This window comes from Paraburkholderia kururiensis JCM 10599 = LMG 19447, from assembly GCF_003986935.1.
Classification (GTDB): Bacteria; Pseudomonadota; Gammaproteobacteria; order Burkholderiales; family Burkholderiaceae; genus Paraburkholderia; species Paraburkholderia kururiensis.
Window position 1 is genome coordinate 1 of sequence record NZ_RJZE01000031.1, and the last position, 25352, is coordinate 25352.

The window sequence follows — 25352 nt, forward strand, 5'->3', positions numbered from 1 at the left end:
GCCATCAAGCGCCCACACTTATCGGCTGTAAGTTTTTAAAGATCGTTCGCACCGTCACCAGAGTCACTTCCCTCCAGCACCGCCTGCGTCGCTGCATCAGCAGCAGAGAAACGAGATTATGAAGACTTCCGGGTCAGCCGTCAACAGGTTTTTTACCGCTTCCCAACCCGCCAACTTCACCACCATCGCCCGGAACGCCACGCCACGCGGGCCTTCCCGTCTCCCCGCGCCCCGCTTCCCGGAGCGCGAAAGAGCGAAATTCTAGTCACCTCCCGCGCCCGTGGCAAGCAGTTTTTTTAGGCTCTTGCCGACGAACTAAAAGAGGCCTCAAGAACGCGGTGCTCGTACCGCAATCGAAGCAATCGGGCATCATCCGAAGCCGGTTGCGCAAAAAGCTCTAACGTTCACCGCGCAACTACATCTCCGTGCCGGTCCATCACGCGCCGCACTATCTCAAGGAAGTGTTCGATATCCGGCGTGACCCTGTTCTGCTCCTTCGCCAGATCGTCCCAGTGGCGCAGCCGCACCGCGTCCTGAGCGAACGGCTTGCGCAAAAACGCTTCGACGCCCTCTTCGTCGAACACGCCGCCCTGCAATTGCAGGCTCCGCCTGGAATCGGCCGACAGGCGATCGAAGTACGTGCGATCGCTCGCACACAGATACCGCTTCGCGTCCACATGCAGCCGAATGGGCTCCAGCACGCTATCGGGCAGCACCGGCCGCAGGAACGGCAGCACGAAGTACTGATGCACGTCGTCGATGCCGCGCGCCGTCGGCGTTTCGCCCTGCTGGTTCAGCAGATGCCCGAGGTCGTGCAGGAACGCCGCAGTGATCAGTTCCTCGCTCGCGCCTTCCTGCTCCGCCAGCGCACCACTCTGCAGTGCATGTTCGAGCTGGCTCACCGGTTCACCGCTATAGGACATGCTCCCGTACTGCTCGAACAGCGTACGGACGTCGTCAACATTCAATGCCACGTCTTCCTACTCCCAAGGTAACGAAAACGTCTTCAGATTCGTGAAGCTCTTCATCGCTTCCTGCACGCCTTCCTTGTATCCGAGCCCCGAGTCCTTGATGCCGCCGAACGGCGTGAGTTCGATGCGGTACCCCGGCACTTCCCACACGTTCACAGTGCCCACGCGCAGTTCGTTGATGAACCGCACGATCGCGTCCTGCCGGTTCGTACACACGCCCGCGGACAACCCAAACGCCGTCCCGTTGGTGAGCTGGATAGCGTCGTCGATGGTGTCGAACGTAATAACAGGCGACACGGGCCCGAACGTCTCCTCGCGCACGAGCGTCATGCTCGGATCGACACGATCGAGCACCGTCGGCGCATAGAGCGCGCCCTCTCGCCGGTTGCCGGTGAGCACTCGCGCGCCCTGTGCCACGGCTTCGTCGACGCGTACCTCGAAGCACTTCGCCGCCGCTTCGTCGATCACGGTGCCCATCTGGCTGGCTGGATCGAACGGATCGCCGTACGTCCATTCGCGCGTCTTCTCGACCACAAGCTCGGTGAAACGCTCGGCCACGTTGCGCTGTACGAGCATTCGCTTCACAGCCGTGCAGCGCTGCCCCGAGTTCTTATACGAGCCCTGCACGGCCAGCGTCGCCGCCCGTTCCAGGTCGGCGTCGTCGAGCACGATCAGCGGATCGTTGCCGCCCAGCTCCAGCACCGTGCGCCGGTAGCCCGCCTTCGACGCGATGTACTTGCCGATCGCCACGCCGCCCGTGAACGTCACCAGTTCCGCGAGCGGATGCGTGATCAGTTCGTCGGCGATCTCGCGTGGATCGCCGGTCAGCACCTGCAGCATCGGGTGAGGCAACCCCGCCTCGTAGAGCAGATCGGCAAACCACAGCGCCGAGAGCGGCACCTTTTCCGAAGGCTTCAGCAGCACGCGATTGTTCGTCGCGACCGCGGGCGCCACCTTGTGCGCGACCTGGTTCATCGGATGGTTGAACGGCGTGATCGCGACAATGACGCCCGCGATCGGCTCGCGCTGCGTGAACACGCGGCGCTGCCTGCCGTGCGGGGTGAGGTCGCACGAGAAGCTCTGGCCGTCGTCGCGCAGCGCCTCGATGGAGGCGAACTTCAGCACGTCGGCCACGCGTCCTGTCTCGTAACGCGAGTCCTGCTTCGAGAGACCCGATTCGAGCGAGATCAGATCCGACGCTTCCTCGGCGCGCTCGCGCAGCAGCATGCCCGCACGTTCCAGAATCTGCGAGCGCTCATAGCGCGTCAGCTTTGCCTGATACGCGCCTGCGTAGTCGAAGGCAGCCCGCACGTCGTCGACGCTCGCAAGCGGCACTGTACCGACGCGCATCCCGCTGTACGGATCGAACACGTCGAGCGTGCGTTCGCGCGCCACGCGCGCGCCGGCGAGCCGCAGCGTCTCGGCGCGAAACGTCGGATGAGCCGGATGAGCCGGATGAGCCGGATGATCGCGTCGCACCTCGTTCGCCACCTTGCTCACGACACCTCCACGTGATTCAGCGCCAGGTCGAAGACATCGAAGTTGCGCAGCCGCCGGCCGCCGTAAAGGCGCTCGATACCCTCGATGCGCCGGTTGAACACGAGCGGCACGGTCTGTTCGGAGAGGCCACCGTGCGAGCGCAGCGGCACCGTGAGACCCGAGAGGTCGTGCTCTTCGCGCCGTGTGCCGAGCACGACGTCCCGCCGGCTAATCACAACGACGTCGCCGACACGATCGCGCGGCAACTCGAAGCGCTCGCATGCCGCGGCGTTGTCGAGCACGAGCTCGATGCCATCGATCGAACGCATGCGTGCCATCACGTCGGCCGAATTCGCCTGCGCCGGCAGATACACCGTCGCAAACGACCCCAGCGCACCGTGATGCACCACATACGGGTCGGTGATCGGCAAGATCACGCGCGATGCGCGCGCGCCGAGCCACGCATCGAGCACGTCCTGCAGATAGATCACGTTCGGCTCGCCGCTCGCTGGATCATGCTTCGCGTTCATGCCGTGATCCGCGGTGAGGCCGACGGTCCAGCCGAGCGCATCGAGCGTCGAGAGATAGCCGTCCATCATCGCGTAGAAGGCGTTCGCGCCGTCGCTACCCGGGGCGCATTTGTGCTGCACGTAGTCGGTGGTCGAGAGATACATGAGGTCGGCCTGCCCGCTCTGCGCGAGCCGCACGCCCGCCGCGAACACGAACTCGGAAAGCGCGGCGCTGTACACGTCAGGCACCGGCCGGCCGACGAATTCCAGTACGTGCTCGATGCCGTTTTCTTCGAGCGTGGCGGCGTCGGCCTTTTCCGCCGAGAAGCAGATGCCTTCGAGCTGCCAGCCGAGGAGCCGCCGCAGTTTGTCCTTCGCGGTCACGACAGCCACGCGCGCGCCCGCACGGGCCGCCGCAGCGAGAATCGTCCCGGCACGCAGATAGGCCGGGTCGTTCATCATCACCTCGGCGCCCTTGCCGCCATTCGCCTGCGGATCCCAAAAGTAATTGCCGCAGATGCCGTGCACCGACGGCGGCACCCCGCACACGATCGAAAGATTGTTGGGGTTCGTGAACGACGGAATCACACAGTCGCCCTTCGCCGCCGTCCCCTCCCGCAGCATGCGGCCGATGAACGGCGCCACGCCGGCCGCGACTGCCGCTTCCAGATAGTCGTACTCGCAGCCGTCGACGCAGACCACCACCACCGGCTTCGACGCCAGTTGCCCGACGCGATAGACGCGGCCATTCACCGTGACGTCGCTGCCGATGCTGCGCGCAGATGTGTCCTGCACGTTCGAATTTCCTTGCACGCTCGTTTCCCCCGCTCGCAATCCACTTCACCCGCCAGGCTCTGGCCCCGGGGCTATCACATTCGATCGATTCCACCGCGGCCCGCGACGCATACGTCGCTTACAGGCACCTCGCCCGCGTTCCGCACCGGCCCCTCGCACGCCTCATGCGCCCGGCGCCGCCCGCCCTCGACATGCCCGCGCATCAACGCCGCGGCACGTTCGGCATCGCGCGAGGCGAGCGCTGTCAAGATCTCGCGATGTTCCGCGAGCGACTGCTCCATCGCATCGGCCCGCACGGCGAGCGCTGCGCGGCGAAACAGACTCAGCTCGCCCACGAGACGCCGATACGTTTCATACAGCTTCGCGTTGCCCGCGCCCGCCACGATGGCGTCGTGAAACGCCACATTGGCGCGCGCATAGGCGTCGTGATCGTGCACATCGAGCGCCTCGCGCATCGTCTCGACGCAACGACGCAGGCGCTCGACCCGCGCGGCATCGACGCGGCCCGCCAACATCCGGCACGCCGCCTCTTCGAGCACGACGCGCACGGCGTAAATCTCGTCGGCCTCGGCAAGCGATACGGTGCGTACGAACACGCCGCGATTCTTCTCGGTGCGCACGAGCCCCGCCTGCTCCAGCGCCCGGAAGGCTTCCCGAACCGGACCGCGCGATACGCCAAGGCGCGCCGCCCAGTCCGCTTCGGTGAGCTTCTCGCCTGGTGCGAGCGCCTTCTGCACGATGTGCCGCTCGATTTCGTCGCGCACGAGCGCCGTGAGCGAATGCCTGCGCACCACCTCGATGACGCCGACGGAATCGGATTGCATATTTTCAGTCATTTCGACACATTTTGCCACCTCCGCACGTGCGACCCAAGCACGGCAGCCGCCTCGGCGCCGGTGGAGAAAAAACACACACCAGCATCAATCCATGCGGCGACGCGGCGCGCGCGCGGCAATCAGCAACAACGCCGCGAGCGAGGCCAACAAAAGAATCAGCGAGAGCGCCGACGCCGGCAGGTAGTAGCCGCGCTCCACCTGGCCCACCACGACGATCGGCACCGTCGCGAATCCCGGCGGATAAACCGTGAGCGTCGCGCCCAGTTCGCCCAGCGAAAGCGCGAAACCGAGCGCGAGACTCGCGCGGATAGCCGGCACCAGCTGCGGCAGCACCACGCGGCGCAGCACCATCGAAGGCGGCGCACCGAGGCTTGCCGCCGCCTCCCTCAGCACGGTGAGTTCCGGCCGCAGCGCGGCCGCCGCGCAGCGATAACAAAACGGCAGCACCAGCGCGAGCTGAACGAGCACGACGATCGCCGCCGAACTCGACAGATCGACCGGCGCCTTGTGATACGCGATCAGCACCGCGAGCCCGAGCACGACGCTCGGCACGCCGTTGGGCATCATGGCGACGGTGTCGAGCACCGCGCCCAGACCGCGCCGGTCGCGGCCTTCGAGCGCCAGCGCAAGCCACAGCCCGAGCGCCGTACCCAGCACCGATACACCAAAGCCAATCTCGAGGCTCGTCATCAGCGCATCGAAATCGCTCGACGAAAGACGCTCGAACCAGCGCGTACTGAAGCCGTCGGGGAGGATCGTGCCGGACCAGTGCGCGGCAACGCTCGAGAGCGCGACCACGATCACGGGCAGCACGAAAAGCCAGAAGCACAGCAGCCCGGCGAGCGCGAGCAGCGCGCCGCCCGCGATGCGCGCGGGCAGGCTGCGCTGCACGGCGCGCGCGCGTCCGTGCAGCGGCGGCAGCGCGGCGGGCGCCAAAGAGGCCGGCCCCGGGGTCGGCAAGGCGGAGTCCACGCGGCTCATGCGCTCACTTTCCATCGCCTGCTCCTCCCAGCTTGCGTCGGTTCACGCGCCGGTACAGCGCGTAGAGCGACAGCGACATCGCGAGCATCACGACCGCGCCGGCGGCGGCCATCGGCAGGTCGAGATCCACGGTGGCGGAACTGTAGATGGCAACCGGCAGCGTCACGAGATGCGCGCTGCCCAGCACGAGCAGAATGCCGAACTCGTTGAGCGTGAGCAGGAAGCAGAGAATGGTGCCCGCCGCGATGCCGGGCCACGCGAGCGGCAGCACCACGCGCGCGGCCACCATCCAGCCGTTCGCGCCGAGACTGCGAGCCGCCTCGACGAGCCGCATGTCGAGCAGCGCGAACGACGCCAGCGTCGGACGCACCACGAACGGCGAATAGAACACGACCTCGGCCAGAATCACGCCGCCAATGCCGAACAGGAAATCGAACGATGCGGAATCCAGATGCAGCAGCCGTTGCAGCCCGATGCTCACGGAGCCCTGCGAGCCATACAAAAAGATCAGCGTGAAGGCGACGAGAAACGACGGGAACGCCACGAAGAGTTCCAGGAAGCGCGTCACGAGCCGCGCGCCCGGGAACGGCTTGAAGAACAGGATGGCCGCGAGCGCCACCCCCAGCACCGAGGCAATGCTCGCGCTCGCGAACAGCACCCATAACGTCGTGCCCGCCACGCCGCGCGACTCCGGATTCTGGAAGAACGCGGCATAGGCGTGCAGGCTCAGGCCGTGCGGCCCCGTGAGACTCAGCAGCACGAGCCGCACGAGCGGATAGATCACGAGCGGCCCCAGCACGATCACGGCCAGCAACAGCAGATGCCCTTGCGCCAGCCGCTCGCGGCGCCGCACCGCCGCTGCATGCGAGGCGGCCATCGCGGCCCGACGGTTGCTGGCGGCGTCGGCCGCGTTGGCCACGTCGGCCGAACCCGCGGCACCCGCTTCAGGATTGAACAAGGACGACATCGTCTGCCTCGTAACGCAGTGACACGCGCGCGCCGCGTTCCGGTGTCATGCCCACGCCGCGCTGGGCCGTCACGAGCACCGGTTCGGCCGGCCACGCGTCCAGCGTGACGGAAACCGAAAGCACCGGCCCATACCATTCGACGGACGCAATCGTGCCGTGCAACTGCCCTTCGCCAAGCGGCACGATGCGCAGGCTCTCGGGACGCAGGCACGCAAGACGGTCGCGCTCGACGTAACGCGCGTCGCCCAATGCAAAAGCCACGTGCGGCGGCAGCAGATTGGCCGGCCCCAGGTAGCGCGCGACGTAGGCGTCGTTGGGCGTGTCGTAGAGCGCCTGCGGCGTGCCGAGCTGCGCGATGCGGCCATCGCGCATGAGCAGCGTGCGGTCGGACAGCACGAGCGCGTCGTCCTGGTCGTGCGTCACGCAGACGATCGTGAGATTCGGTAGGCGCTCGTGCAGCGCCTTGAGTTCGGAGCGCACCGAGGCGCGCAGGTTCGCATCGAGCGCCGACAGCGGCTCGTCGAGCAGCAGCACGTCGGGCTCGATCACGAGCGCACGCGCGAGCGCCACGCGCTGCTGCATGCCGCCCGAGAGCTGCGCGGGCATCACGTGACCCGCATCGCCGAGCTGCACGAGCTTGAGCGCATCGGCCACGCGCCGCGCAATTTCCTTCGACGCAATGCGCCGCGCCCGCAAGCCGAACGCGACGTTTTCGAACACCGAGAGATGCGGAAACAGCGCGTAGCTCTGGAACAGCAGCCCCAGATTGCGACGATGCGGCGGCACGTGCGTCAGATCGTGACCCGCCACCGTGAGCGTGCCCGTCAGGCCGTCCGCTTCGATAAAGCCCGCGATGAAGCGCAGCAATGTCGTCTTGCCGCAGCCGCTGCGGCCCAACACGGTCAGCAGTTCGCCTCGCTCGATGGTGAGCGACAGGTCGTCCAGCACCGTGCGCGAGCCGAAGCGCACCGTGAGATGTTCGATCTCCACACCCGCCGCGCCAACCACCCCGCCTGCCTGCGCGCCAGCGGCAGACCGAGCGGGCGCCGCGGGCACATCGAGGCCCGCCGCGCCCGCCAGCGGCGACGCGGCCACAGCCGCCGTAGCGGCACGCGCCGCTGCGCCCTGCGCCGTGCTCTCAGTTGTCACCCGCTACATCCTCCAGACGTCGAGCCTGTACGCGGCAAACGCGACAGGCCCGGGATTCGAAACATGGCACCCGCGTGCGGCGAAGACTGGCTTGAAGTTCACGCGAAGCTCACCTGAACTTCGCACAGGGCTCACACGACACCCCGTGCGAAGCCGCACATGAAACTCGCTTGAAACGCCACCTGCCCGTCCGCCGCACCACCCACCTTTACTGCTTCGGCTTCACGACTTCCGTCTGCTTGCCCGAGCTGCCGATCACGTCGTTCTTCCAGCGCGTGGTCCAGTCGGCCTTCTTCGTCATGACCTGGTTCCAGTCCACGGGGATCAGCTTCACGCCCGCAATCGACTGCTTCACGGTTTCGCCGTTCTTGCCCGCGAGCGGCACGTCGGTGCGCGCCGGAATGCCGAACACGTCGGGCACCTTCGCCTGCACTTCCTTCGACATCAGATAGTCGATCAGCTTCTTGCCGCCCGCCTGGTTCGGGCCGTTCTTGATCAGGCCGATCGCGTACGGCAGCTGGAACGTGGTGGGCTGGCCGTTCGACTCGGCGGCAAGAAACACCGGCTTGAGCGAAAGACCGCCGTTCGCCGCGTCGTCCAGATCCATCTGGAGGTCGCCGTTCGCGACCATGATCTCGTTACGCGAGAGCAGCACGTCGAGGTAGCCCGTGCCCTTGGTATGGAACTTCGCGCTTTGTTCGAGCTTCTTCAGGTAGTCGAATGCCTTGTCCTCGCCCATCAGCGACGTGGTGAGGATGATCACCGCCATGCCGTCGCCCGCCGTGGCCGGATTCGAGTACGCAATCTTGCCGCTGTAGTCGGGGTGCAGCAGGTCCGCGAACGTCTTCGGCTGGGTCTTCACCACTTCCGGGTTGATCGCGAACGAGAAGTAGTTGTTGACGAACGTGGCCCACGCGCCGTCCGACGCCTTCGCGATAGCCGGCACGTTCTTGTAGTTCACGCTCTGATAGTTCTGCAGCAGGCCGCCCTGCGCCGCCTGCTGGATAAACGGCGGCAGCGTGACGATCACGTCGGCCTTCGGCGCGTCCTTTTCGATGGTCGCGCGGTTCACCACTTCGCCGCTGCCCGCCGTCACGATGTTCACCTTCACGCCTTCCTTCTTCTCGAAGGCCGGCAGCACGTCGCGGTAGAGATTTTCGAGCCCATCGGCCGTGTACAGCACGACGGCGTCGGCTGCGTGGGCCGGCATCGCGGCACCTTCCATCACCGCCGCTGCCGCGAGCAGCGGCACCAGCTTGCGGACTGCGCTTGCGAGAAGGGGATGCTTCATTGTCATGTCGCTCTCCGAAGGCATAAAGATCAGACGGGACGCCCGGCATGCGGACAAACCCGGTAGCAGTTGTGATTGGGACGACGGCGCCGCCCGCCGCCGGTATTCCTGCCGACGGTATCCCAGATGTGGCAGGAATTGCAGATTGCAGACAATCTGCGCGCCGCGACCCGGGCGCAGGCGCTTGCGGGCTTCGCGGCGCGCGCCGCTCAAGCCATCAAAGCCCCGTATCGCCGGGCACGGCAAGAATCACAGTGTTTCGTGACAGCGCCATGACGATTGGATCAATTTCCATAAAATGACACAATCTGCCAATAAAGTGCATATCATCGAGACGCTGGGCTGCCCGTTCGTGTCCCCTGCCGTTCGCATTCTTTGCCGTCCACCCCCTTCGCCGGAGGCCATGTTGATTCTCGGAAACGATCCCGTCCTGCTCACGCCCGGTCCGCTCACCACGTCGCCCTCGACGCGCGAGGCGATGCTGCGCGACTGGGGCTCCTGGGACGCGGCCTTCAACCGCATCACGCAAAGCGTCTGCGCCGATCTCGTGCAGATCGTACACGGCGAAAATGACTACGTCTGCGTGCCCCTGCAGGGTAGCGGCACCTTCTCCGTGGAAGCCGCGATCGGCACGCTCGTGCCGCGCAACGGCTGCGTGCTGGTGCCCGACAACGGCGCCTATTGCGCGCGCATCGTGCGCATTCTGGAGCGCATGGGCATTGCCCACGTGGCGCTGCCGCTCGGCGAGGACGAACCCGCGACGGCCGCCGCCGTGGAAGACGCGCTGAACCGCGACTCGCGCATCACGCACGTCGCGCTCGTGCATCTGGAAACGAGCGCGGGGCTGCTGAACCCGCTCGAAGCCATCGCTGCCGTGTGCAAGCGGCACGGCAAGCGGCTGATCGTGGACGCGATGAGTTCGTTCGGCGCGCTGCCCATCGATCTGCGCGACGGCGGCATCGACGCCCTGATCTCAGCGAGCGGCAAATGTCTGGAGGGCGTGCCGGGCATGGGCTTCGTGATCGTGCGCCGCGCGCTGCTGGAGGAATGTGCGGGGCGCTCGCCGTCGCTCGCGCTGGATCTGCACGATCAGTACGTCTACCTGCAGAAGACATCGCAGTGGCGCTTCACGCCGCCCACGCACGTGGTTGCGGCGCTGCGCCATGCGCTCGACCGCTTCGCGGCCGAAGGCGGCCAGCCCGCCCGCGGCGCGCGCTACACGCGCAACTGCGCCGTGCTGATAGAAGGTATGAGGGAACTGGGCTTCGAGCCGTTTTTACGGAGCGAAGTGCAGGCGCCCGTGATCGTGACGTTCCACGCGCCGCGCGACCCGGCATGGCGTTTCGCGGATTTCTACGCCGCCGTGCGCGAAGCCGGCTACATCCTTTATCCCGGCAAGCTCACGCAGCTGGAGACGTTCCGCGTGGGCTGCATCGGCGCTATCGACGCCAACGAGATGCACAACGCCGTCGCCGCGATCGGCCGCACGGTGGCGGCCCTTGGGCTGCACGTCAGGTAATCAGGCGACCACGATTTCCGGGCCGCGCGCCGTGATCGCCTTCGCGATGGCGCGCTCCGGCGCGAGTTCGGTCACGACGTAACGCACGCTCTCGAAGCCGTTGATGCGCACGGGCGTGACGCGGCCGAACTTCGAATGGTCCGCCACCACGATGGCCGTGCCGGCCGCGCCCAGCATGCGGCTGCGCACTTCGGCCACCATCCGCGAATAGTCGGTCAGATAGCCTTCGGTCGTGATACCGCCCGCGCCCACGAACGCGAAATCGGCGTGGTATTGCGCGAGTTGCTGCACAGTGTCGAGCCCGAAGGCGGCGTCTTCGCTGTCCGAAAGCTCGCCGCCCAGCAGCGTCACGCGATTGTCGTTGCGGCGGCCCAGCAGCAGCGCGATGCGCCAGTCGTTGGTATAGACGGTGAGCCGGTGGTGCGCCGTGAGCGCGCGCGCCACCGCATGCGTGGTGCTGCCCGAATCGATGATGACGGACACGCCGTCGGGCACCAGTTGCGCCGCGCGTTCGCCGATGGCGCGCTTCGCGCCGGCATTCGCGGCTTCGCGCACGTCGAGGTCGGGTTCGCGGCGCTCGTTGGAAAGCGCGCCGCCGTGTGTCGTCACGATCAGGCCGCGGCCGGCCAGGGTATTGAGATCGCGCCGGATGGTTTCGCGCGAGACGTTCAGCTCGCGTACCAGTTCGGCCACCGAGAGTGCGCCGTGCTTCGCGACCTGCGTAAGGATGTATTGATGACGTTGTTCTGCGAGCATCGCGTTGTCCGGGCCCCGGGGCAGCAGCGGTAAGGTTGAGCCGCCGTATTGTATTACGTGAAACCGCGCGACAGAATGCGTGCCCCGGCATGAAAAACCCCATGCGAGCGGCCTGCGCCAAGGCGTCCAGCCTGCTGGAACGCAGCCCTCGCGACGCTCGCGGTTAGGGTCGTGGTTAGGCCCAGGGTTACGCCTTGGTTACGCTCGGGTGACGCCCTGGTTACTCCCTTGTATGCGGCGCTGAGCGCAAACCCTGATGCCCCGCCCCACTGCGTTCCCTGTTACCCTCAACGCTCCGATTGCGTGTCGAAGACCCGCACGCGCGCCGCCTTGCAGGCGGCACCGTCGCTCTTCCGCTGCTTTCCTGCATTCCATGCGTTCCATGCGTTCACTGTTCCGTCGCTTCCTGCTCGTCCTGTGTGCCTTGCGTTACGGCGCCCGCCTGCTCCGGCGCGCGGCGCCCGAGCACCACAAGCTCCACTGGTTCGTCACGCTTGTCTCGAGCATGCACGAGGCCGGCAACGTGCCGCCGGGACTCGCCGCTGCGCTGCCGCGTCTCGCGCCGGTCGCCGGTGCATTCGCCGAGGCGCTTGCCGCACATCCCGAACTGGCGCAGAGCACGCTGCACGACGCGCTCGACGCCGTCGCACATCTCGAAGAGCCGCTTGCCCCCGCCGCCACCGAGGCCGCGCTGCACACCGCCTTCGGCCGCCCGCTCGCCGACCTCTTCACCTCGATCGATCTCACGCCCGTGCACACGGGCTTCTGCGAGCAGACCCACATCGCGCAGCTCGCCGTGCCGGTCAACGGCCATCGCACCGTGGCCATCAAGCTGCTGCGCGAGCACGAAGTCGAACAGGTGGGCGACGAAGCCGCGTTGCTGCGCGGCGCCGCCAACTGGATGGAACGCTTCTTCGCCGCCGCTCGCCGGCTCAACGCGCAGACGCTCGCGGAGTCGTTCACGCAAGATATTCAGCGCCGCTTCGATCTGCGCGAGCAGGCCGCCAGCCTCAGCCAGACCGGTCGCCAGTTCGAAGGCGACGCGCGGCTCGTCGTGCCCGACGTGATCTGGGAACTGTGCACGGCGCGCACGCTCGTCGTGCAGCACGTCGAAGCGGTGCCGGCTCTCGACATCGCAGCGCTGCACGCGCACCACGTGAACGTAGCCGAAGTGGCCGTGCATCTGATCGAGGTCGTGACGCAGCAGGCGTTCGAGCACGGCTTCTTTCATGCGGCGCTCGACGCGAGACGCGTGCGCGTGAGCGTGGAGCCCGAGAGCCGCGGGCGGCTCGTGCTGGCCGAGTTCGCCGTGATGTCGAGCCTCTCGTCGCCGGAGCGCGACTTCTTCGTGCACGGCGCCACCGCGCTCTTCGAACAGGATTACGGACGGCTTGCGCAGATCCACCAGGCCGCCGGCCACGTGCCCGCTCAGACGCGCACGGAACAGCTCGAAGCCGAACTGCGCACGCGCAGCGAGGCCCATTTCGCAGCCGCCCCCGAAGACCGTTCGGCGGGCGCGGCGTTCCACCATCTGCTGCACGCTGTGCAGCCATTCGACGGCGCCGTGCCCGCGCGGCTCGTCACCGCGCAGCGGGCCTTTAGCCAGGCCGAGACGCTTGCGCGCACCCTCAATCCCGAGATCGATTCGTGGAACATCGCGAAAAGCGTGCTGGCCGATATCGCGCGGCGCGATCTGGGCCATCGTGGCTGGATCGCGCGGCTCTCGCGCGAACTGCCGCACCTCGCGCACATGGTGCCGCGCATGCCGCAACTGCTCGTGCGCTATCTGGAGCACGAGCATCGCGCGGATCGCAGTGAAACGCGGCTGCGGCTTGCCGCGGACATCCGGCGCGAGCATCAGCGCACGCGTGCGCTGCTGTGGGCCTGCGCGCTCTGCGGCGGCGTGCTGGGCGCCAGCGCGATCGTGCTGACCGTGGTTCGCTGAAGGAAAACGGCGCGGCGCTTGCGGGAATGCACCGCCCAGCGCCGGCCTAAATCACTTTGCCCGGATTGAGAATCCCGTTCGGATCGAGCGCGCGCTTGATCGCGGCCATTGCAGCCAGTTCTTCGGGCGAGCGCGACACCGGCAGAAACTCCCTCTTGAGCAAACCGATGCCGTGCTCCGCCGAAACGGAGCCGCCATACGGCGCGAGCATGGCGTAGACGAACGCGTAGACGTCGTGATGCGAAACGCCGGGCACCGAGTGTCCATCCACGGTCACGTGCAGATTCGAGTCGCCGATATGCCCGAAGAAATACGAGCGATTGCCGGGCCACCGGCGATCCAGTTCGGCGCGGCAATGATCGACGAAGCGCCCGATGTCGCCAATCGGCAGGCTCACGTCGAAGTTGACGGGATCGAGCCGCGCCGGAAACTCCGCCGTGCATTCGCGAATGGCCCACAGCGCGCGGGCATCGGCCACCGTCTGCGCGATCACGGCGTCGCGGATGGCGCCGTCTTCCAGCGCCTCGCCGAGCAGCGTGGCGAACCGCTCGCCGCCGTCGGCCGCATCGAAGCTCGTGTGCTCCACGAGCGCATAGAGCGGGTGCGCCGTGGCAAACGGCGAGCGAGCGCTTGCCGTGAGCGCGACGCCAAAGTCGAAGAAGTCCGGCCACATGATCTCGAATGCGCCGATGTCGTTGCCCACCCGCGCCGATAACCGCCGCAGCAGACTCACCACGGCATCGTAGCTTTCGAGCGCGACGAGCGCCGTATGCCGCGCCGCGCGTCGCGGCTGCAGGCGCAACACGGCGCGCGTGATGATGCCGAGCGTGCCTTCGGAGCCGATGAAGAGCTGCTTCAGGTCGTAGCCGGTGTTGTTCTTCACCATCTTGTTCATCGAACTCAGCACGGCGCCGCTCGCGAGCACGGCTTCGAGCCCGAGCACCTGCTCGCGCGCCGTGCCCGACTGGATCACGCGATTGCCGCCCGCATTCGTCGCGAGGTTGCCGCCGATCTGGCACGAGCCGCGCGCCCCGAGGTCCAGCGCAAGTTCGAAACCCGCCGCCTCGGCCGCTTCCTGCGCAGCCTGCAGCGTCGTGCCCGCGCGCACGGTCAGGGTGGCCGCGGCGCGGTCGATCTCTTCCACGCCCGCGAGGCGGTCGAGCGCAATCGCGATGTCGGTGGCGCGCGCCACAGCGCCTGCCGCGAGTCCCGTCATGCCGCCTTGCGGCACCACGGGCTGACGCGCAGCGTTGCAGATGGCGAGCGCTCGCGAAACGTCATCGGTCGTGCGCGGCAGCAGCAGCGCCGCGGGACGCGCCGGGGCGTGATGCGTCCAGTCCGTCATGGAACGCTCGCCAATTTCGTCGCCTGTGCGCACCGCGTCGTTGCCCAAGGCCTCGCGCAGCGCCGCGAGAGTCGATGCAAGCGAAGCGCTCTCGCTCTCGCCCGCGCCCGCGCCCGAATCCGTCATGCCGTTTTCTCCTGTTGTCCTGGGTGTTGCTGTTGCTGGGCCGCGAGTTTTTTGCGATAGCCCATCGAATCGTTGATGCGCCCAAGGATGTAGTCGCCCGCCGCCACAGGCGGATAGCGCACTTCGGCGGCCGACGTGCCCAGATCGCGCGGGTCGACCGTCGCACTGTACGTCGGATCGTAGAAGGTCGCGATGGAATAGCGCTCGCGGCCCGATGCATTGATCACGCGGTGCAGCGTGGAGCGGAAACGGTCGTTGGTCCAGCGCGCGAGCAGATCGCCCACGTTCACCACGAAGCTACCCGCCATGGGCGGCGCATCGACCCACGTTTCGTTCGCGATCTCGCGCACCTGAAGCCCGCCCACCTGGTCTTGCCACAAGAGCGTGATGCAGCCGTAGTCCGTGTGCGGCGCGACGCCGAACTGGTCTTCGTCGGACTGCGGCGGCTGGGGCGGGTAGTAGACCATCTGCGTGCGCTGCATCCGCTTCGTATAGCGCGAGGCGAAGAAGTGTTCGTCAATGCCGAGCCCTACGGCCACCGCGCGCAGCAGGTCCGCGCCGCACTGCGCGACGGCTTCGTAGTAGCCATAGAGCACCGGCTGCAGCGACGGCATGAAGTCCGGCCAGTTGTTCGGCCCGCGCAAGGCCTGGCCCGCGAGCACGTCGGGATCGTCTTCGGGCAACTCCAGGCCGATGCTGAAGAACTCCTTGTAGTCGGGGCGCGTCGCCTGGTACATCGTGGCGTCGCCGAGCGAATTGAAACCGCGGTGCCGTTTGTTGACCGCCGCGCGCCGCTTCGTTTCCACCGGAAACGCGAAGAACGTGCGCGCGGCTTCCTCGGCCGCGTCGATCACGTGCTGCGGCACGCCGTGATTCACGATGTAGAAGAAGCCGATCGTCGTGCACGCGTCGTAAATCTCGCGGCCCGCGCGCGCGAGCGCGGCGGCGTCGCCCGCGCGCACGCCGGCGAAGTCGATCACGGGAATGGTGGCAACGGACGGCATCGGCGGCTCCTCGAATGGGCTTCTGGGGTACGTAAGGCGCAGGTATCGAAGCGGTATATACCGCCAAAACGCCGGCCGCAAGCTGCATCGCAATGCGTGTTTTCACGGAGCCGCAAGCGCTTGCCGGATAGCGCGCGCAAGGCCGCGCGTGGCCGTTTATCCCTGCGGTTTTTATTTTTTTCGCGCCAAACCTGCGGTATATACTGCGCCGCATACTCGCGCCGCTTCGCGTTCCCGCGCGACTTTCGCTTTGCCACCCGGAGAGAGACCCATGAAGATCGCTGCAGGCTGGAAGCGTGGTTTGCTGATGCTCGCGCTGTGTTCCGCGAGCCTCGCGGCCTACGCCGAAGATCAGCTCACGAAGGTGAAGAAAGCCGGCGAGCTCGTTGTCGGCACCGAGATGCAGTTCGCGCCGTTCGACTTCCTCGAAAACGGCCAGCAGGCGGGCTTCAACAAAGACCTGTTCGCCGAGGTGGGCAAGGAACTCGGCGTGAAGGTGCGCTTCATCGACCTGCCGTGGCCGAGCGTGCTGCCGGGCCTCGAAGCGGGCAAGTTCGACATGGTGGGCGGCCCGCTCACAGTCACGAAGGCGCGCATGGAGCGCTACACGTACACGCTGCCCATCGCCGACGCCACCGACGCGCTGCTCAAGCGCGCCAACGACACCAGCATCAAGCAGTCGTCCGACATCGCGGGCAAGACCGTGGGCGCGGGCAAGGGCTCGGCGCAGCTCGATCAGTTGAAGAGCTATGTCGCCACGCTGCCGAAGGCGCCGGAGATTCGCGAATACGTGGACAACAACCAGGCCTACGCGGACCTCGCCGCCGGGCGCATCGTGGCCGTGGCCAACTCGATGACCAACATCGCCTACGTGGCCAAGCAGCGGCCCGAAACGTTCGCGGTGGTGCAGCCGCCGTTCGGCGCGAAGGTCTACTTCGCGTACTGCCTGCGCAAGGACGCCGACAGCAAGCCGCTCGCCGACGCCTTCAACGCGGCGCTCGTGAAGATGAACAAGGACGGCCGGCTCGCGGCGCTGCAGAAGAAGTGGTTCGGCGTCGCGATGGACGTGCCCTCCACGATGCCCTCCCCGAACTACTGAACTCCTGACATGTTCAGCCTGAGCGCGTTCGTGCAGGGGCTGCCGCTGCTGCTGCACGCGGCGGTGGCCACTGTCTCGATTTCGCTCGCCGGGCTCGTGATCGGCTTCTTCGTCGCGGTGGGCGTGTGCGCGGCGCGGCTTTCGTCGCATCGCGCCGCACGGCTTTTTGCCGGCGCCTACGTGTTCTTCTTTCGCGGCGTGCCGATGCTCGTGCAACTGCTGCTGGTCTACTACCTGCTGCCGTTCGCGGGCATCAACGTGCCGCCGCTCGTGGCCGCCATCAGCGCCGTGTCGCTCTGTTCGGCCTCGTACATTTCCGAGATTCTGCGCGGCGGATTCCTCAGCATTCCGCCTGGACAGATCGAGGCCGCGCGGCTGCTCGGGCTCAATGCGTTCGATACGTTGCGCCGCATTCTCGTGCCGCAGGCGTTTCGCCTCACGCTGCCTTCGCTCGTCAACGAGATGGTGCTGCTCATCAAGGCGTCGTCGCTGATTTCCGTGGTGGGCGTGGCCGAAATTACGCGCACGGCGCAGAACATCGCCGCGAGCACGTATCGTCCGCTCGAAGCCTACGTCGCCGCGGGGCTCATCTACTTCGTGATCTGCGGCACGCTCGCGCTCGTGGCGCACGCCGCCGACGAACGCCTGCAGCACAGCTAGCGCTTGCCGCCCACCGCACACACCGCCATGCAGCAGCTCGATCCCACCGTCATCACGCACAACCTGCCCGCCATCGGCGCGGGCTTCGCGATGACGCTCGGCACGTGGCTTGCCGGCGTCGCCATCGGCATCGTGCTCGGCTTCGTGATCGCGCTGCTGCAACTCTTCTGCGGACGATGGGTGCGCGGCGCGTTGCGCGTCTACATCGAACTGCTGCGCGGCACGCCGTTTCTCGTGCAGCTGTTCCTGCTCTACTACGGCGGGCCGTCATTCGGCATCACGCTCGAACCGCTCACCGCGGGCGTGCTCGGGCTCGGCGTGTACGGCAGCGCCTATTTCGCCGAGGTGTTTCGCGCGGGCTTTCGTTCCGTGCCGCGCGGACATCTGGAAGCGGCGTCGTGCCTCGGCTTCACGCGCTGGCAAGCGGTGTGGCGCATCCAGCTGCCGCAGATGGCCGTGCTGATCGTGCCGGCGCTCGTGAACCTCATCATCGTGCTGAGCAAGGAAACGGCGGTGCTTTCGATCGTCACCGTGCCCGAGCTGACGTTCGTGCTGACCGGCATCGGCTCCGCCACGTTCGCCTTCGTCGAAACGCTGCTCGCGCTGTGCGTCTGCTATCTCGTGCTGGTGGAACTCGCGTCGCGCACCGGGCAGTGGGCCGAGGCGCGGCTCGCACGGTTTATGGCCTGAGCGTGAAGACTGCCTTCACGCGCCTCGCGCTCTGACTGCTGCCTCACAACTTGCTGTCTCACGATTGCCTGCCTCGCGATTCCCGGCCCGATCGCCAGCAAAGCGGAACATCCTGGAAGGATCCGGAACAAGCGGAACAACCCGATGAACGTCATGACCGACCTGCCCTCCTCCTCTTCCGGCGCGCCGGCGCAAGCCACCGGCCGCGCGACGCCGCTCATCGAAGTGCGCGGGCTCGGCAAGCGCTTTGGCGACGTCGAAGTGCTGCGCGGCGTGAACCTGGACATTGCGCGCTCCGAAGTGGTCTGCATCATCGGGCCATCCGGTTCGGGCAAAAGCACGCTGCTGCGCTGCCTCGCCGCGCTCGAAACCTACGACGAGGGCGAGGTGCTCATCGAAGGGCAACTGCTCGGCTATAGCGAACGCAACGGCCGGCGGGTGCGCGCCACAGCGGCCGAGATCAACCGCGTGCGGCGCAACGTGGGCATGGTGTTCCAGCAGTTCAACCTGTGGCCGCACATGACGGCGCTCGGCAACGTCATGGAAGCGCTTGTGCGCGTGCGCGGCCTGCCGCACGACGAAGCACGGCGCCGCGCGGGCGCGATGCTGGAAACCGTGGGCCTTTCGCACAAGGGCGACGCCTACCCCGCGAAGCTTTCGGGCGGCCAGCAGCAGCGCGTGGCCATAGCCCGCGCGCTCGCCATGGAGCCGCACATCATGCTGTTCGACGAGCCGACGTCCGCGCTCGACCCCGAGCTCGTCGGCGAAGTGCTGCAGGTGATGAAGCAGCTTGCGCGCGACGGCATGACGATGGCCGTCGTCACGCACGAAATGGGTTTTGCGGCGCAGGTAGCCGACAAGGTCGTGTTCATCGACCAGGGCCGCATCGCCGTGCAAGGCAATCCGCGCGAGGTGTTTCACGACGCGTCGCATCCGCGGCTGCGGCAGTTTCTGCAGAACTACTTCGACCGCAATGCGTTCTGGACGCGCGCGGAAGACGCGGGCCCGGGCGCGGCATGATGGCGAACGGCGGGCATCGCGGCGACTGTTGCGCCCGGTGCGCTGGGCACGGCATGAGCCTCAAAGGCTTGGCGAGGCTCATCCGCGGCACGCGTCGCTGTTGCGCGTGCTATCCGCGCGCGTGCCCAACGCGAGCTTTATCGACGCATTACACGCATCACTGAACGAGGAGGCTGCGCGATGTCCGTCACCACGCACCACGGGGCACGCGAGAAAGCCGGCGCGGCCAGCCCGGCACACGCCGGCGACGCGCCGGTGGCCCGCTACGAGCAGGTCAAGCACTACATCCGCTCTTCGATCGAAGCGGGCACCTGGCAGCCCGGCGACCGCATTCCATCCGAAAACGATCTGGTGGCCTCGCTCGGCGTCTCGCGCATGACCGTGAACCGCGCGCTGCGCGAGCTCACGGGCGAAGGCTGGCTCACGCGGCTTTCGGGCGTGGGCACGTTCGTCGCGGAGGCCAAGCCGCAATCCACGCTGCTGATGATCGCCCACATCGGCGACGAGATCCGCTCGCGCGGCCACGAATACGCCTGCGAAACGCTGCTCACGCAACGGGAGACGGCGCCGCTCGTAGTCTCGAACGCGCTGGAGTTGCCCGCGGGCGCGTCGGTTTTTCACGTGACGTGCGTGCATCGCGAGAACGGCCTGCCCGTGCAACTGGAAGACCGCTACGTGAATCCCGCCGTGGCGCCGGCCTTCATCGAACAGGATTTTTCGACGGTGCGGCCGTCCGAATATCTCTATGCGGTCGTGCCCGTGCACGACATCGAGCACGTGGTCGATGCCGGCCTGCCCACGCCCGAAGAAGCCGAGCTTTTGCACATCTCGCCGGGCGAGCCTTGTCTCACGCTCGTGCGCCGCACGTGGTCGAACGGCGTCGCGGTGACCTACGCACGCTTCGTGCATCCCGGCTCGCGTTACCGGCTGGGGTGCCGCTTCACGCCGGAGTTCGCGCAGCGGCAAAGCTGAGCGGCGTTCGGGCCACGTCTGTCTCGCGAAAAAATTCGGACTTCGTCAAGCCGTGACCGGAAGGACTGCATTTCGCAGCGGGCACGAATTCGGGGCGGTTGCGTTGCTACACTGCGCGCTCGTCAGTTCAAAGGAGCACGCGACGTGTACCGAAAGGGAATTGCGGTCGAAATCCAGTTTCCACCCGAACGGCTCAACGACGCAGCCGGCGATCCTTACTGGATCGATCTCACGCTGGACGAGGCGCGCCGGCTCTACGAGCAGTTGCGCACGCGCTTTGCCGGCGACACCAGCGCGAATCAGCCGGTGGATACCTTTTCCATCGAATAACCGCTGCGCCGGATCGAAGGCGGCACAGGCGGCACGGGCCGCACGGGCCACACATACGCCGGCATTGCACGACTGAACAAGACGCGGCCCCGGGCCTCACGCGATACTGCGGGCTTTCGACTGCCCACGCCCGATTGCCCCACCCATGCCCATGCTCATTGCCACGCTGGCTGCCGCCGTGTTCGTCGTGCTCTGGTCCACGGGCTTTGTTGTCGCCCGTGCCATCACGCCGTTCGCCGACCCCAACCTGTTCCTGCTCGCGCGCTTCGGCGGCACCGCCCTGCTGTTCGCGCTTGCGGCTCTCGCGGCGCGGGCACGGTGGCCTTCGGGACGCGACCTCGGCAAGCATCTGTTCGCGGGCGCCCTGCTGCAGGGCGTGTACCTGGGCGCCGGATACTGGGCCGTCGCGCAAGGGCTGAGCGCAGGCGTCATGGCGCTGCTCGGGGCGTTGCAGCCGCTTTTCACGGCGGCTGCGGCGGCTCCGCTTTTCGGCGAACGGCTGCATCGACGTGGCTGGGCCGGCATGGCGCTCGGCCTTGCCGGCGTCGCGCTGGTCCTCGCGCCGAAAATCACCGCGCCTGCCGGGCAGGTGACGCACGGCGCCGCGCCGCCGTGGCTCGTCGTGGCCGTGTCGATTCTTGCGGTGGGCGCCATTACCGCCGGCACGCTGTTTCAGAAGACGTCGCTGGCAAGGGCCGACCTACGCAGCGCCAGCGCCGTGCAGAACTTTGGCGCCGCGCTCGTCGCGTGCGTGCTCGCGCTTGCGCTCGGCGAGCACCGCTGGATTCCTTCGCCGGCACTGTGGGCTTCGCTCGCGTGGGGCATCGTCATGCTCTCCGGCGTGAGCGTCACGCTGCTCGTGTGGATGGTTCGGCGTGGCGATGCCGCGCGCGCCACTGCGCTGCTCTTTCTTGCACCGCCGCTCGCGGCCGTCGAGGGGTATCTCGGGTTCGGCGAGACGCTGCTGCCGGTGCAGATTGCCGGCTTCGTACTGGCGCTTGCAGGGGTGACCCTGGCCCGGTCGTGAAGCGCTGATCATCGGCACGGGGCACCCGCTCCACTCGGGGCGTCACGTCCGCTCGGGCGGGGCCGGCTTTCTCTCGATGCCGCTTCGGCGGCTCACGCTCAGTCCGCGGTGTCGCCGCCCGGCGGCAAGTTGGCTCCCGCCTTCGGCCCCGGCAAGGGCGACCATGCCGGGCGTACCTTGCGCTCCGAGTCCACGACCACGAGATAGCGCCCGGCCCAAGGCGTGATGACGCGATCTCCATGCAGCACCCACAGCGGCTTGCCGGCTTCGACGGTGGCTTCGTATTCGGCATCAAGAATGCCGTAGTGATCGAGGAACGCATTGAGCGACGCGGGGATGCGCACACAGCCCTTCGAGTGCCGGACGCCGAGCAGCGGCTCGAGGCGATCGGGGTCGGTTGCGTGCATCTGGAAGCGCATCTGCGAGGTGCCGCCCTTGCCCCACCCGCGCTCGGCCTCAGCCCAGCCGAAATCGAAAATGCGCATGTCGCGTTGGCCATAACCGCGCACGCCGTTCTCGTTCATGGTGCCTTCCGCGCGAAAGTCCATGTTCGCCGGCGTGTGCTCGAATACGCCGAGCGGCGTGACGAAGTGATCGTACTGGCCCGGCAGGCCGGTCGCGACCGGTGACGCGCCGAGCAGTTGCCACCCTTCCACGGGCAGCGCGCGATAGTAGATGAAGAGCGCCTGCACGTTCTCGTTGCGATCCACGAGCACCACGTACTCGCCCGCAAGGCTCCCCAGGTTGTGCGCAGCGAGCGCGCCCTGCAACTGGCCGGCATAGAAGCGCTGATCCGCGTCGGGCACGTCGAGACGGCGCGTGACTTCGTGCGCGAAGGCGTCGCGCATCTTCAGGGCCGCGTTGGGGTCGCCGGGCTTTGCGCCTTCGGGAACGAACAGGCTCGATGCGGCGGGCGTCGATGCGGCCTGTGCAGCCTGTGCGGGTGGTTCGGATGGCGGCAACGATGCGGACGACGCCGGCAGCGACGACTGCGCCAGGGCGGCCGTTGCGACCGCACCGGTCGTGAGGCAGACAAAGAACGTCGCGACGACGTGCGCGGCCCATCGTGACTGCGCCCGAGCTTTCGCCGGCAACATGCGGCGATCCGGCGCGCGATCACTTTCGTGGCGATTGTCCATACCCTCCCCGTGTGTGCCGATACAGCCCGTGCCGGCACAAGTTTGTCCGTTCTGTTTCATGACGTATTCGAAAACAGGCTTCTGCGTATCATGAAGGCTAATGCGTTCAGGCGCATCGACGCGCGCGTCGTAAGGCCGCGCATCGAGGTCGCATCATGAACAATCACGCATGATGCATGCCCGAAACAACTGGCCTGGCCAATCTTGAGTAGTGTGGAGCAGATGGATGACGTCCGCTGCCCACGAGGCCACGAAGGAGATCGCCCCATGAAGCCATCGAATCATGCCGCGCACGAGGCGCGCATCCGCGCGGAAATGCGCGTGACGCCCGACATCGATCTCGCCGCCGAAATCGAACGGCGCGTCGCGTTTCTCGCGCGTTATCTGCGTGCTAACGGATTGAAAGCCTACGTGCTGGGCATCAGCGGCGGGATCGACTCGGCCGCGGCCGGGCGACTCGCACAACTGGCAGTGGAGCGGCTGCGCGCCGACAACTATGAGGCGCGCTTCGTCGCGATGCGTCTGCCCTATGGCACGCAACACGACGAAGCCGATGCCCGGCAAGCGCTTGCGTTCGTACGCGCCGACGAAACGCTGACCGTCGACGTCCGCCCGGCCGCGGACGCGATGATGACCTCGTTGGCCGCAAGCGGCCTTTCATTCGCGAGCCACGAACAACAGGACTTCGTGCACGGCAACGTCAAGGCGCGGCAGCGGATGATCGCGCAATACGCGGTGGCGAGCGCACGCACGGGCATCGTGATCGGCACCGATCACGCCGCGGAATCCGTCATGGGTTTCTTCACGAAGTACGGCGACGGCGGCGCCGACGTGTTGCCGCTGGCCGGCCTCGACAAGCGGAAGGTGCGCGCGGTAGCGAAAGCGCTGGGCGCATCCGAAGCGCTGACGCAGAAGATTCCCACCGCGGATCTCGAAACGTTACGGCCGCAGCGTCCGGACGAAGAGGCTTATGGCGTGACCTACGAGGTCATCGACAATTTTCTGGAAGGCAAGCCCGTGAGCGAAGAGGCGCGCGAGACCATCCTCCGTTTCTATGACGTCACGCGGCACAAGCGCGCATTGCCTTACACGCCATACGACGAGTGGCCTGGCCGCGACGGGTGAAGTCAACGCGTCGACGGGCAAGCGTGGGGGCTACGGCGAGGCCAGTGCCGACGCATCATGTTTGCGCGGGGGGCCTGATGTCGTGAGCACGTGGCGTTCGCGTGGTGCGCTTTGAGTGCTTCACTCGCTTCGCGCACTGGCACGCGCTCCCGCTATTAACGCGGGCTCGCGCTGAGGAATGCCAGCACCCTCAAGCCTCTCAAGAGCCGTTGTCGCCAGACCTTTCGGCACTCGCGCTCGCGCCGTCGTCAAGTTCTCCCTCGCAGCGGCGCCCAAGACGCCCGTACCGCGCCGGCCAGTTGCCGACGATGGCGGCCTGTGCCTCGGCCAGCGTCATGCGCCCCGCGCACACGCATCGCTTCAGCCTCGCGGTCAGCAATTCCTTGCGGCGCTCGCCGGCGTGCCCGGCCCATGGGCGCAGCTCGAAATTCGCGGCAGCGTCCGGAGAACCACCCAGCACGATAGGCACGCGGCGATCCAGCGCGTACGAGGTGCCGTCCTCGGCATCGATACCATGCTTCGCCAGCATGCGGTCTTTGCGGGCCATGATGCTGTCGAGCGACGGAGACACCGCGTCGGCATAGCCGGGCCGGCAGATCGTGTCGGCAACCGAGTGCTGCGTCACACGGTCGTCGAGCAGCGCGGCGTCTTGCGCCCACGCAGTGTGCATGCCCTGCATGCCGATCAGCCCGATTGCGAGTGCGACTACGGTGCGTACTCTCCGCTCACGCAGCGTCTTCACGCCTCCACCAGGCGACAGGCGCGCCGTCTGGCGATTCTCTTCTGTGTCTGCGTCCGATGTGTTTCCTGTGCTGGCTGTTTTCCCTGCGTTCATTGGTCGGCACACCATGGATGCGGAATGGATGAGTTGAAGGCAATTAAAACATATCGAGGATGGCTGCGTCGTGAAAGACTGCCGTGGTCGCATGCGCCGCGGCAGCGTCGGGGCCAGCGCCTATGCGCCACGCCCGCCATTCACAGCGTCAAATTGGCACCCCCTTGGCCATCGAAGACATGGCACTTGTCCATCTGAAAAACAGAATCGTGTCGTTCTTCACGCCGCTTGTTCGCGAGCGCCTCGAGGTGGCCGGCGGCCGGCGGTCGGCGGTCGGCGGTCGGCGGTCGGCGGTCGGCGGTCGGCGGTCGGCGGTCGGCGGTCGGCGGGCAAGCGGCACGCGAACGGAACACCGGCAACTGGAGCCGGCCGTGTGGCGACGCGTGATCGAATGATCGAAGTCAATCTGATAGGCCCCTACCTCACGCGCCGCAACGTGGTACCGCACATGGTGGCAAAGGGCTTGGGACGTATCGTCAACATCGCCTCCGTGGCCGGCAAGGAAGGCAATCCGAATGCGTCACGCTACAGCGAGTCGACGGCCGGTGTGACGCGCCTCACCCAATCGCCTGGCAATGGGCGTGCCAACAACCAAGCACATTCGGGCGTTCACGCTGCGCGGAGCGGGCGCCGACAACCACGATCAAGGCCAGCGACACTGGATCGACGATCACTGCGCAACGCCGACGAGCCGCTACCCCGAGTACCGCAGCAGCCGGCAGAGCTTCGCTGCTGACGCACGTATTCGACGATTCCGTTGCTCACGCGCCGCCTTGCGAAC

23 protein-coding genes and 2 pseudogenes are annotated in these 25352 nt (G+C 66.7%); 12 read left to right on the plus strand and 13 right to left on the minus strand.

Annotation, left to right across the window (positions count from 1 at the left end; all coding sequences use genetic code 11):
* Window positions 1–404: 404 nt before the first annotated feature.
* The 8 genes from PKKP23_RS29085 to phnS form a co-directional block, all read right to left on the minus strand.
* Entirely contained in the window at window positions 405–974 is a 570-nt protein-coding gene (locus PKKP23_RS29085) for a phosphonate degradation HD-domain oxygenase (RefSeq protein ID WP_126879412.1), read from the minus strand.
* A gap of 6 nt (window positions 975–980) precedes the next feature.
* Complete coding sequence (phnY, locus tag PKKP23_RS29090; protein WP_240659181.1) at window positions 981–2462, minus strand: phosphonoacetaldehyde dehydrogenase; 1482 nt, start codon at window positions 2460–2462, stop codon at window positions 981–983.
* A gap of 5 nt (window positions 2463–2467) precedes the next feature.
* Window positions 2468–3754, minus strand: coding sequence for a phosphonoacetate hydrolase (gene phnA, locus PKKP23_RS29095; protein WP_126879413.1), 1287 nt, complete (start codon window positions 3752–3754; stop codon window positions 2468–2470).
* Between the two features lie 74 nt (window positions 3755–3828).
* On the minus strand, window positions 3829–4590 hold the full coding sequence (locus tag PKKP23_RS29100; RefSeq protein ID WP_240659176.1) for a phosphonate utilization associated transcriptional regulator: 762 nt from the start codon (window positions 4588–4590) through the stop codon (window positions 3829–3831).
* Window positions 4591–4674: 84 nt separating this feature from the next.
* Window positions 4675–5586, minus strand: a complete 912-nt coding sequence (gene phnV / locus PKKP23_RS29105; RefSeq protein WP_420873257.1) for a 2-aminoethylphosphonate ABC transport system, membrane component PhnV — start codon at window positions 5584–5586, stop codon at window positions 4675–4677.
* Window positions 5576–6538 (minus strand): 2-aminoethylphosphonate ABC transporter permease subunit, encoded by a 963-nt coding sequence (gene phnU, locus PKKP23_RS29110; RefSeq protein WP_126879415.1) that lies wholly within the window; start codon window positions 6536–6538, stop codon window positions 5576–5578. Before phnU ends, phnV begins: the two co-directional genes overlap by 11 nt.
* On the minus strand, window positions 6516–7547 hold the full coding sequence (phnT, locus tag PKKP23_RS29115) for a 2-aminoethylphosphonate ABC transport system ATP-binding subunit PhnT (RefSeq protein WP_240659182.1): 1032 nt from the start codon (window positions 7545–7547) through the stop codon (window positions 6516–6518). Before phnT ends, phnU begins: the two co-directional genes overlap by 23 nt.
* Window positions 7548–7896: 349 nt before the next feature.
* A complete protein-coding gene (phnS, locus tag PKKP23_RS29120; RefSeq protein ID WP_126879417.1) occupies window positions 7897–8985 on the minus strand; it encodes a 2-aminoethylphosphonate ABC transporter substrate-binding protein in 1089 nt (362 codons plus the stop codon).
* Between the two features lie 397 nt (window positions 8986–9382).
* On the opposite strand from phnS, the gene PKKP23_RS29125 reads away from it, so the two are divergent.
* A complete protein-coding gene (locus PKKP23_RS29125) occupies window positions 9383–10498 on the plus strand; it encodes a 2-aminoethylphosphonate--pyruvate transaminase (RefSeq protein WP_126879418.1) in 1116 nt (371 codons plus the stop codon).
* On the opposite strand, the gene PKKP23_RS29130 is transcribed toward PKKP23_RS29125, so the two are convergent.
* Window positions 10499–11254, minus strand: a complete 756-nt coding sequence (locus PKKP23_RS29130) for a DeoR/GlpR family DNA-binding transcription regulator (RefSeq protein WP_126879419.1) — start codon at window positions 11252–11254, stop codon at window positions 10499–10501.
* 382 nt (window positions 11255–11636) lie between these two features.
* Here PKKP23_RS29130 and PKKP23_RS29135 point away from each other — a divergent pair, with 382 nt between their 5' ends.
* Complete coding sequence (locus PKKP23_RS29135; protein WP_168724607.1) at window positions 11637–13199, plus strand: ABC1 kinase family protein; 1563 nt, start codon at window positions 11637–11639, stop codon at window positions 13197–13199.
* Window positions 13200–13245: 46 nt separating this feature from the next.
* Here the strand turns inward: PKKP23_RS29135 and PKKP23_RS29140 are convergent, their stop codons facing one another.
* Together PKKP23_RS29140 and PKKP23_RS29145 are read right to left on the minus strand one after the other, a co-directional pair.
* Complete coding sequence (locus tag PKKP23_RS29140; RefSeq protein WP_126879421.1) at window positions 13246–14670, minus strand: FAD-binding oxidoreductase; 1425 nt, start codon at window positions 14668–14670, stop codon at window positions 13246–13248.
* Complete coding sequence (locus PKKP23_RS29145; RefSeq protein ID WP_017778311.1) at window positions 14667–15674, minus strand: isopenicillin N synthase family dioxygenase; 1008 nt, start codon at window positions 15672–15674, stop codon at window positions 14667–14669. The genes PKKP23_RS29140 and PKKP23_RS29145 overlap by 4 nt, the downstream gene beginning before the upstream one ends.
* A 271-nt stretch (window positions 15675–15945) precedes the next feature.
* Between PKKP23_RS29145 and PKKP23_RS29150 the strand changes: the two genes are divergently transcribed.
* From PKKP23_RS29150 to PKKP23_RS29180, 7 genes are all read left to right on the plus strand, one after another.
* On the plus strand, window positions 15946–16773 hold the full coding sequence (locus PKKP23_RS29150) for a transporter substrate-binding domain-containing protein (protein WP_017778310.1): 828 nt from the start codon (window positions 15946–15948) through the stop codon (window positions 16771–16773).
* A gap of 9 nt (window positions 16774–16782) precedes the next feature.
* On the plus strand, window positions 16783–17433 hold the full coding sequence (locus tag PKKP23_RS29155) for an amino acid ABC transporter permease (protein ID WP_126879422.1): 651 nt from the start codon (window positions 16783–16785) through the stop codon (window positions 17431–17433).
* 27 nt (window positions 17434–17460) lie between these two features.
* The gene (locus PKKP23_RS29160; protein ID WP_017778308.1) at window positions 17461–18123 is read left to right on the plus strand and encodes an amino acid ABC transporter permease; all 663 of its coding nucleotides are present in this window, start codon (window positions 17461–17463) and stop codon (window positions 18121–18123) included.
* Between the two features lie 144 nt (window positions 18124–18267).
* Window positions 18268–19143, plus strand: coding sequence for an amino acid ABC transporter ATP-binding protein (locus PKKP23_RS29165; RefSeq protein WP_126879423.1), 876 nt, complete (start codon window positions 18268–18270; stop codon window positions 19141–19143).
* Between the two features lie 180 nt (window positions 19144–19323).
* Entirely contained in the window at window positions 19324–20115 is a 792-nt protein-coding gene (gene hutC, locus PKKP23_RS29170; RefSeq protein WP_017778306.1) for a histidine utilization repressor, read from the plus strand.
* Between the two features lie 144 nt (window positions 20116–20259).
* Window positions 20260–20445, plus strand: a complete 186-nt coding sequence (locus PKKP23_RS29175; protein WP_126879424.1) for a hypothetical protein — start codon at window positions 20260–20262, stop codon at window positions 20443–20445.
* Between the two features lie 145 nt (window positions 20446–20590).
* Entirely contained in the window at window positions 20591–21472 is an 882-nt protein-coding gene (locus PKKP23_RS29180) for a DMT family transporter (RefSeq protein WP_126879425.1), read from the plus strand.
* A 98-nt stretch (window positions 21473–21570) separates the two neighbouring features.
* Here PKKP23_RS29180 and PKKP23_RS29185 read toward each other — a convergent pair whose 3' ends face one another.
* Complete coding sequence (locus tag PKKP23_RS29185; protein ID WP_240659177.1) at window positions 21571–22569, minus strand: L,D-transpeptidase; 999 nt, start codon at window positions 22567–22569, stop codon at window positions 21571–21573.
* 309 nt (window positions 22570–22878) lie between these two features.
* Between PKKP23_RS29185 and nadE the strand changes: the two genes are divergently transcribed.
* On the plus strand, window positions 22879–23736 hold the full coding sequence (gene nadE / locus PKKP23_RS29190) for an ammonia-dependent NAD(+) synthetase (protein WP_126879426.1): 858 nt from the start codon (window positions 22879–22881) through the stop codon (window positions 23734–23736).
* 199 nt (window positions 23737–23935) lie between these two features.
* Here the strand turns inward: nadE and PKKP23_RS29195 are convergent, their stop codons facing one another.
* Entirely contained in the window at window positions 23936–24478 is a 543-nt protein-coding gene (locus PKKP23_RS29195) for a hypothetical protein (protein ID WP_126879427.1), read from the minus strand.
* A gap of 449 nt (window positions 24479–24927) precedes the next feature.
* Here PKKP23_RS29195 and PKKP23_RS34640 point away from each other — a divergent pair.
* A pseudogene (locus PKKP23_RS34640) lies at window positions 24928–25145 on the plus strand (SDR family NAD(P)-dependent oxidoreductase); the annotation flags it as partial.
* A 1-nt stretch (window position 25146) separates the two neighbouring features.
* Window positions 25147–25299 (plus strand): annotated as a pseudogene (locus tag PKKP23_RS34645) (L-rhamnonate dehydratase); the annotation flags it as partial.
* Window positions 25300–25352: the final 53 nt, after the last annotated feature.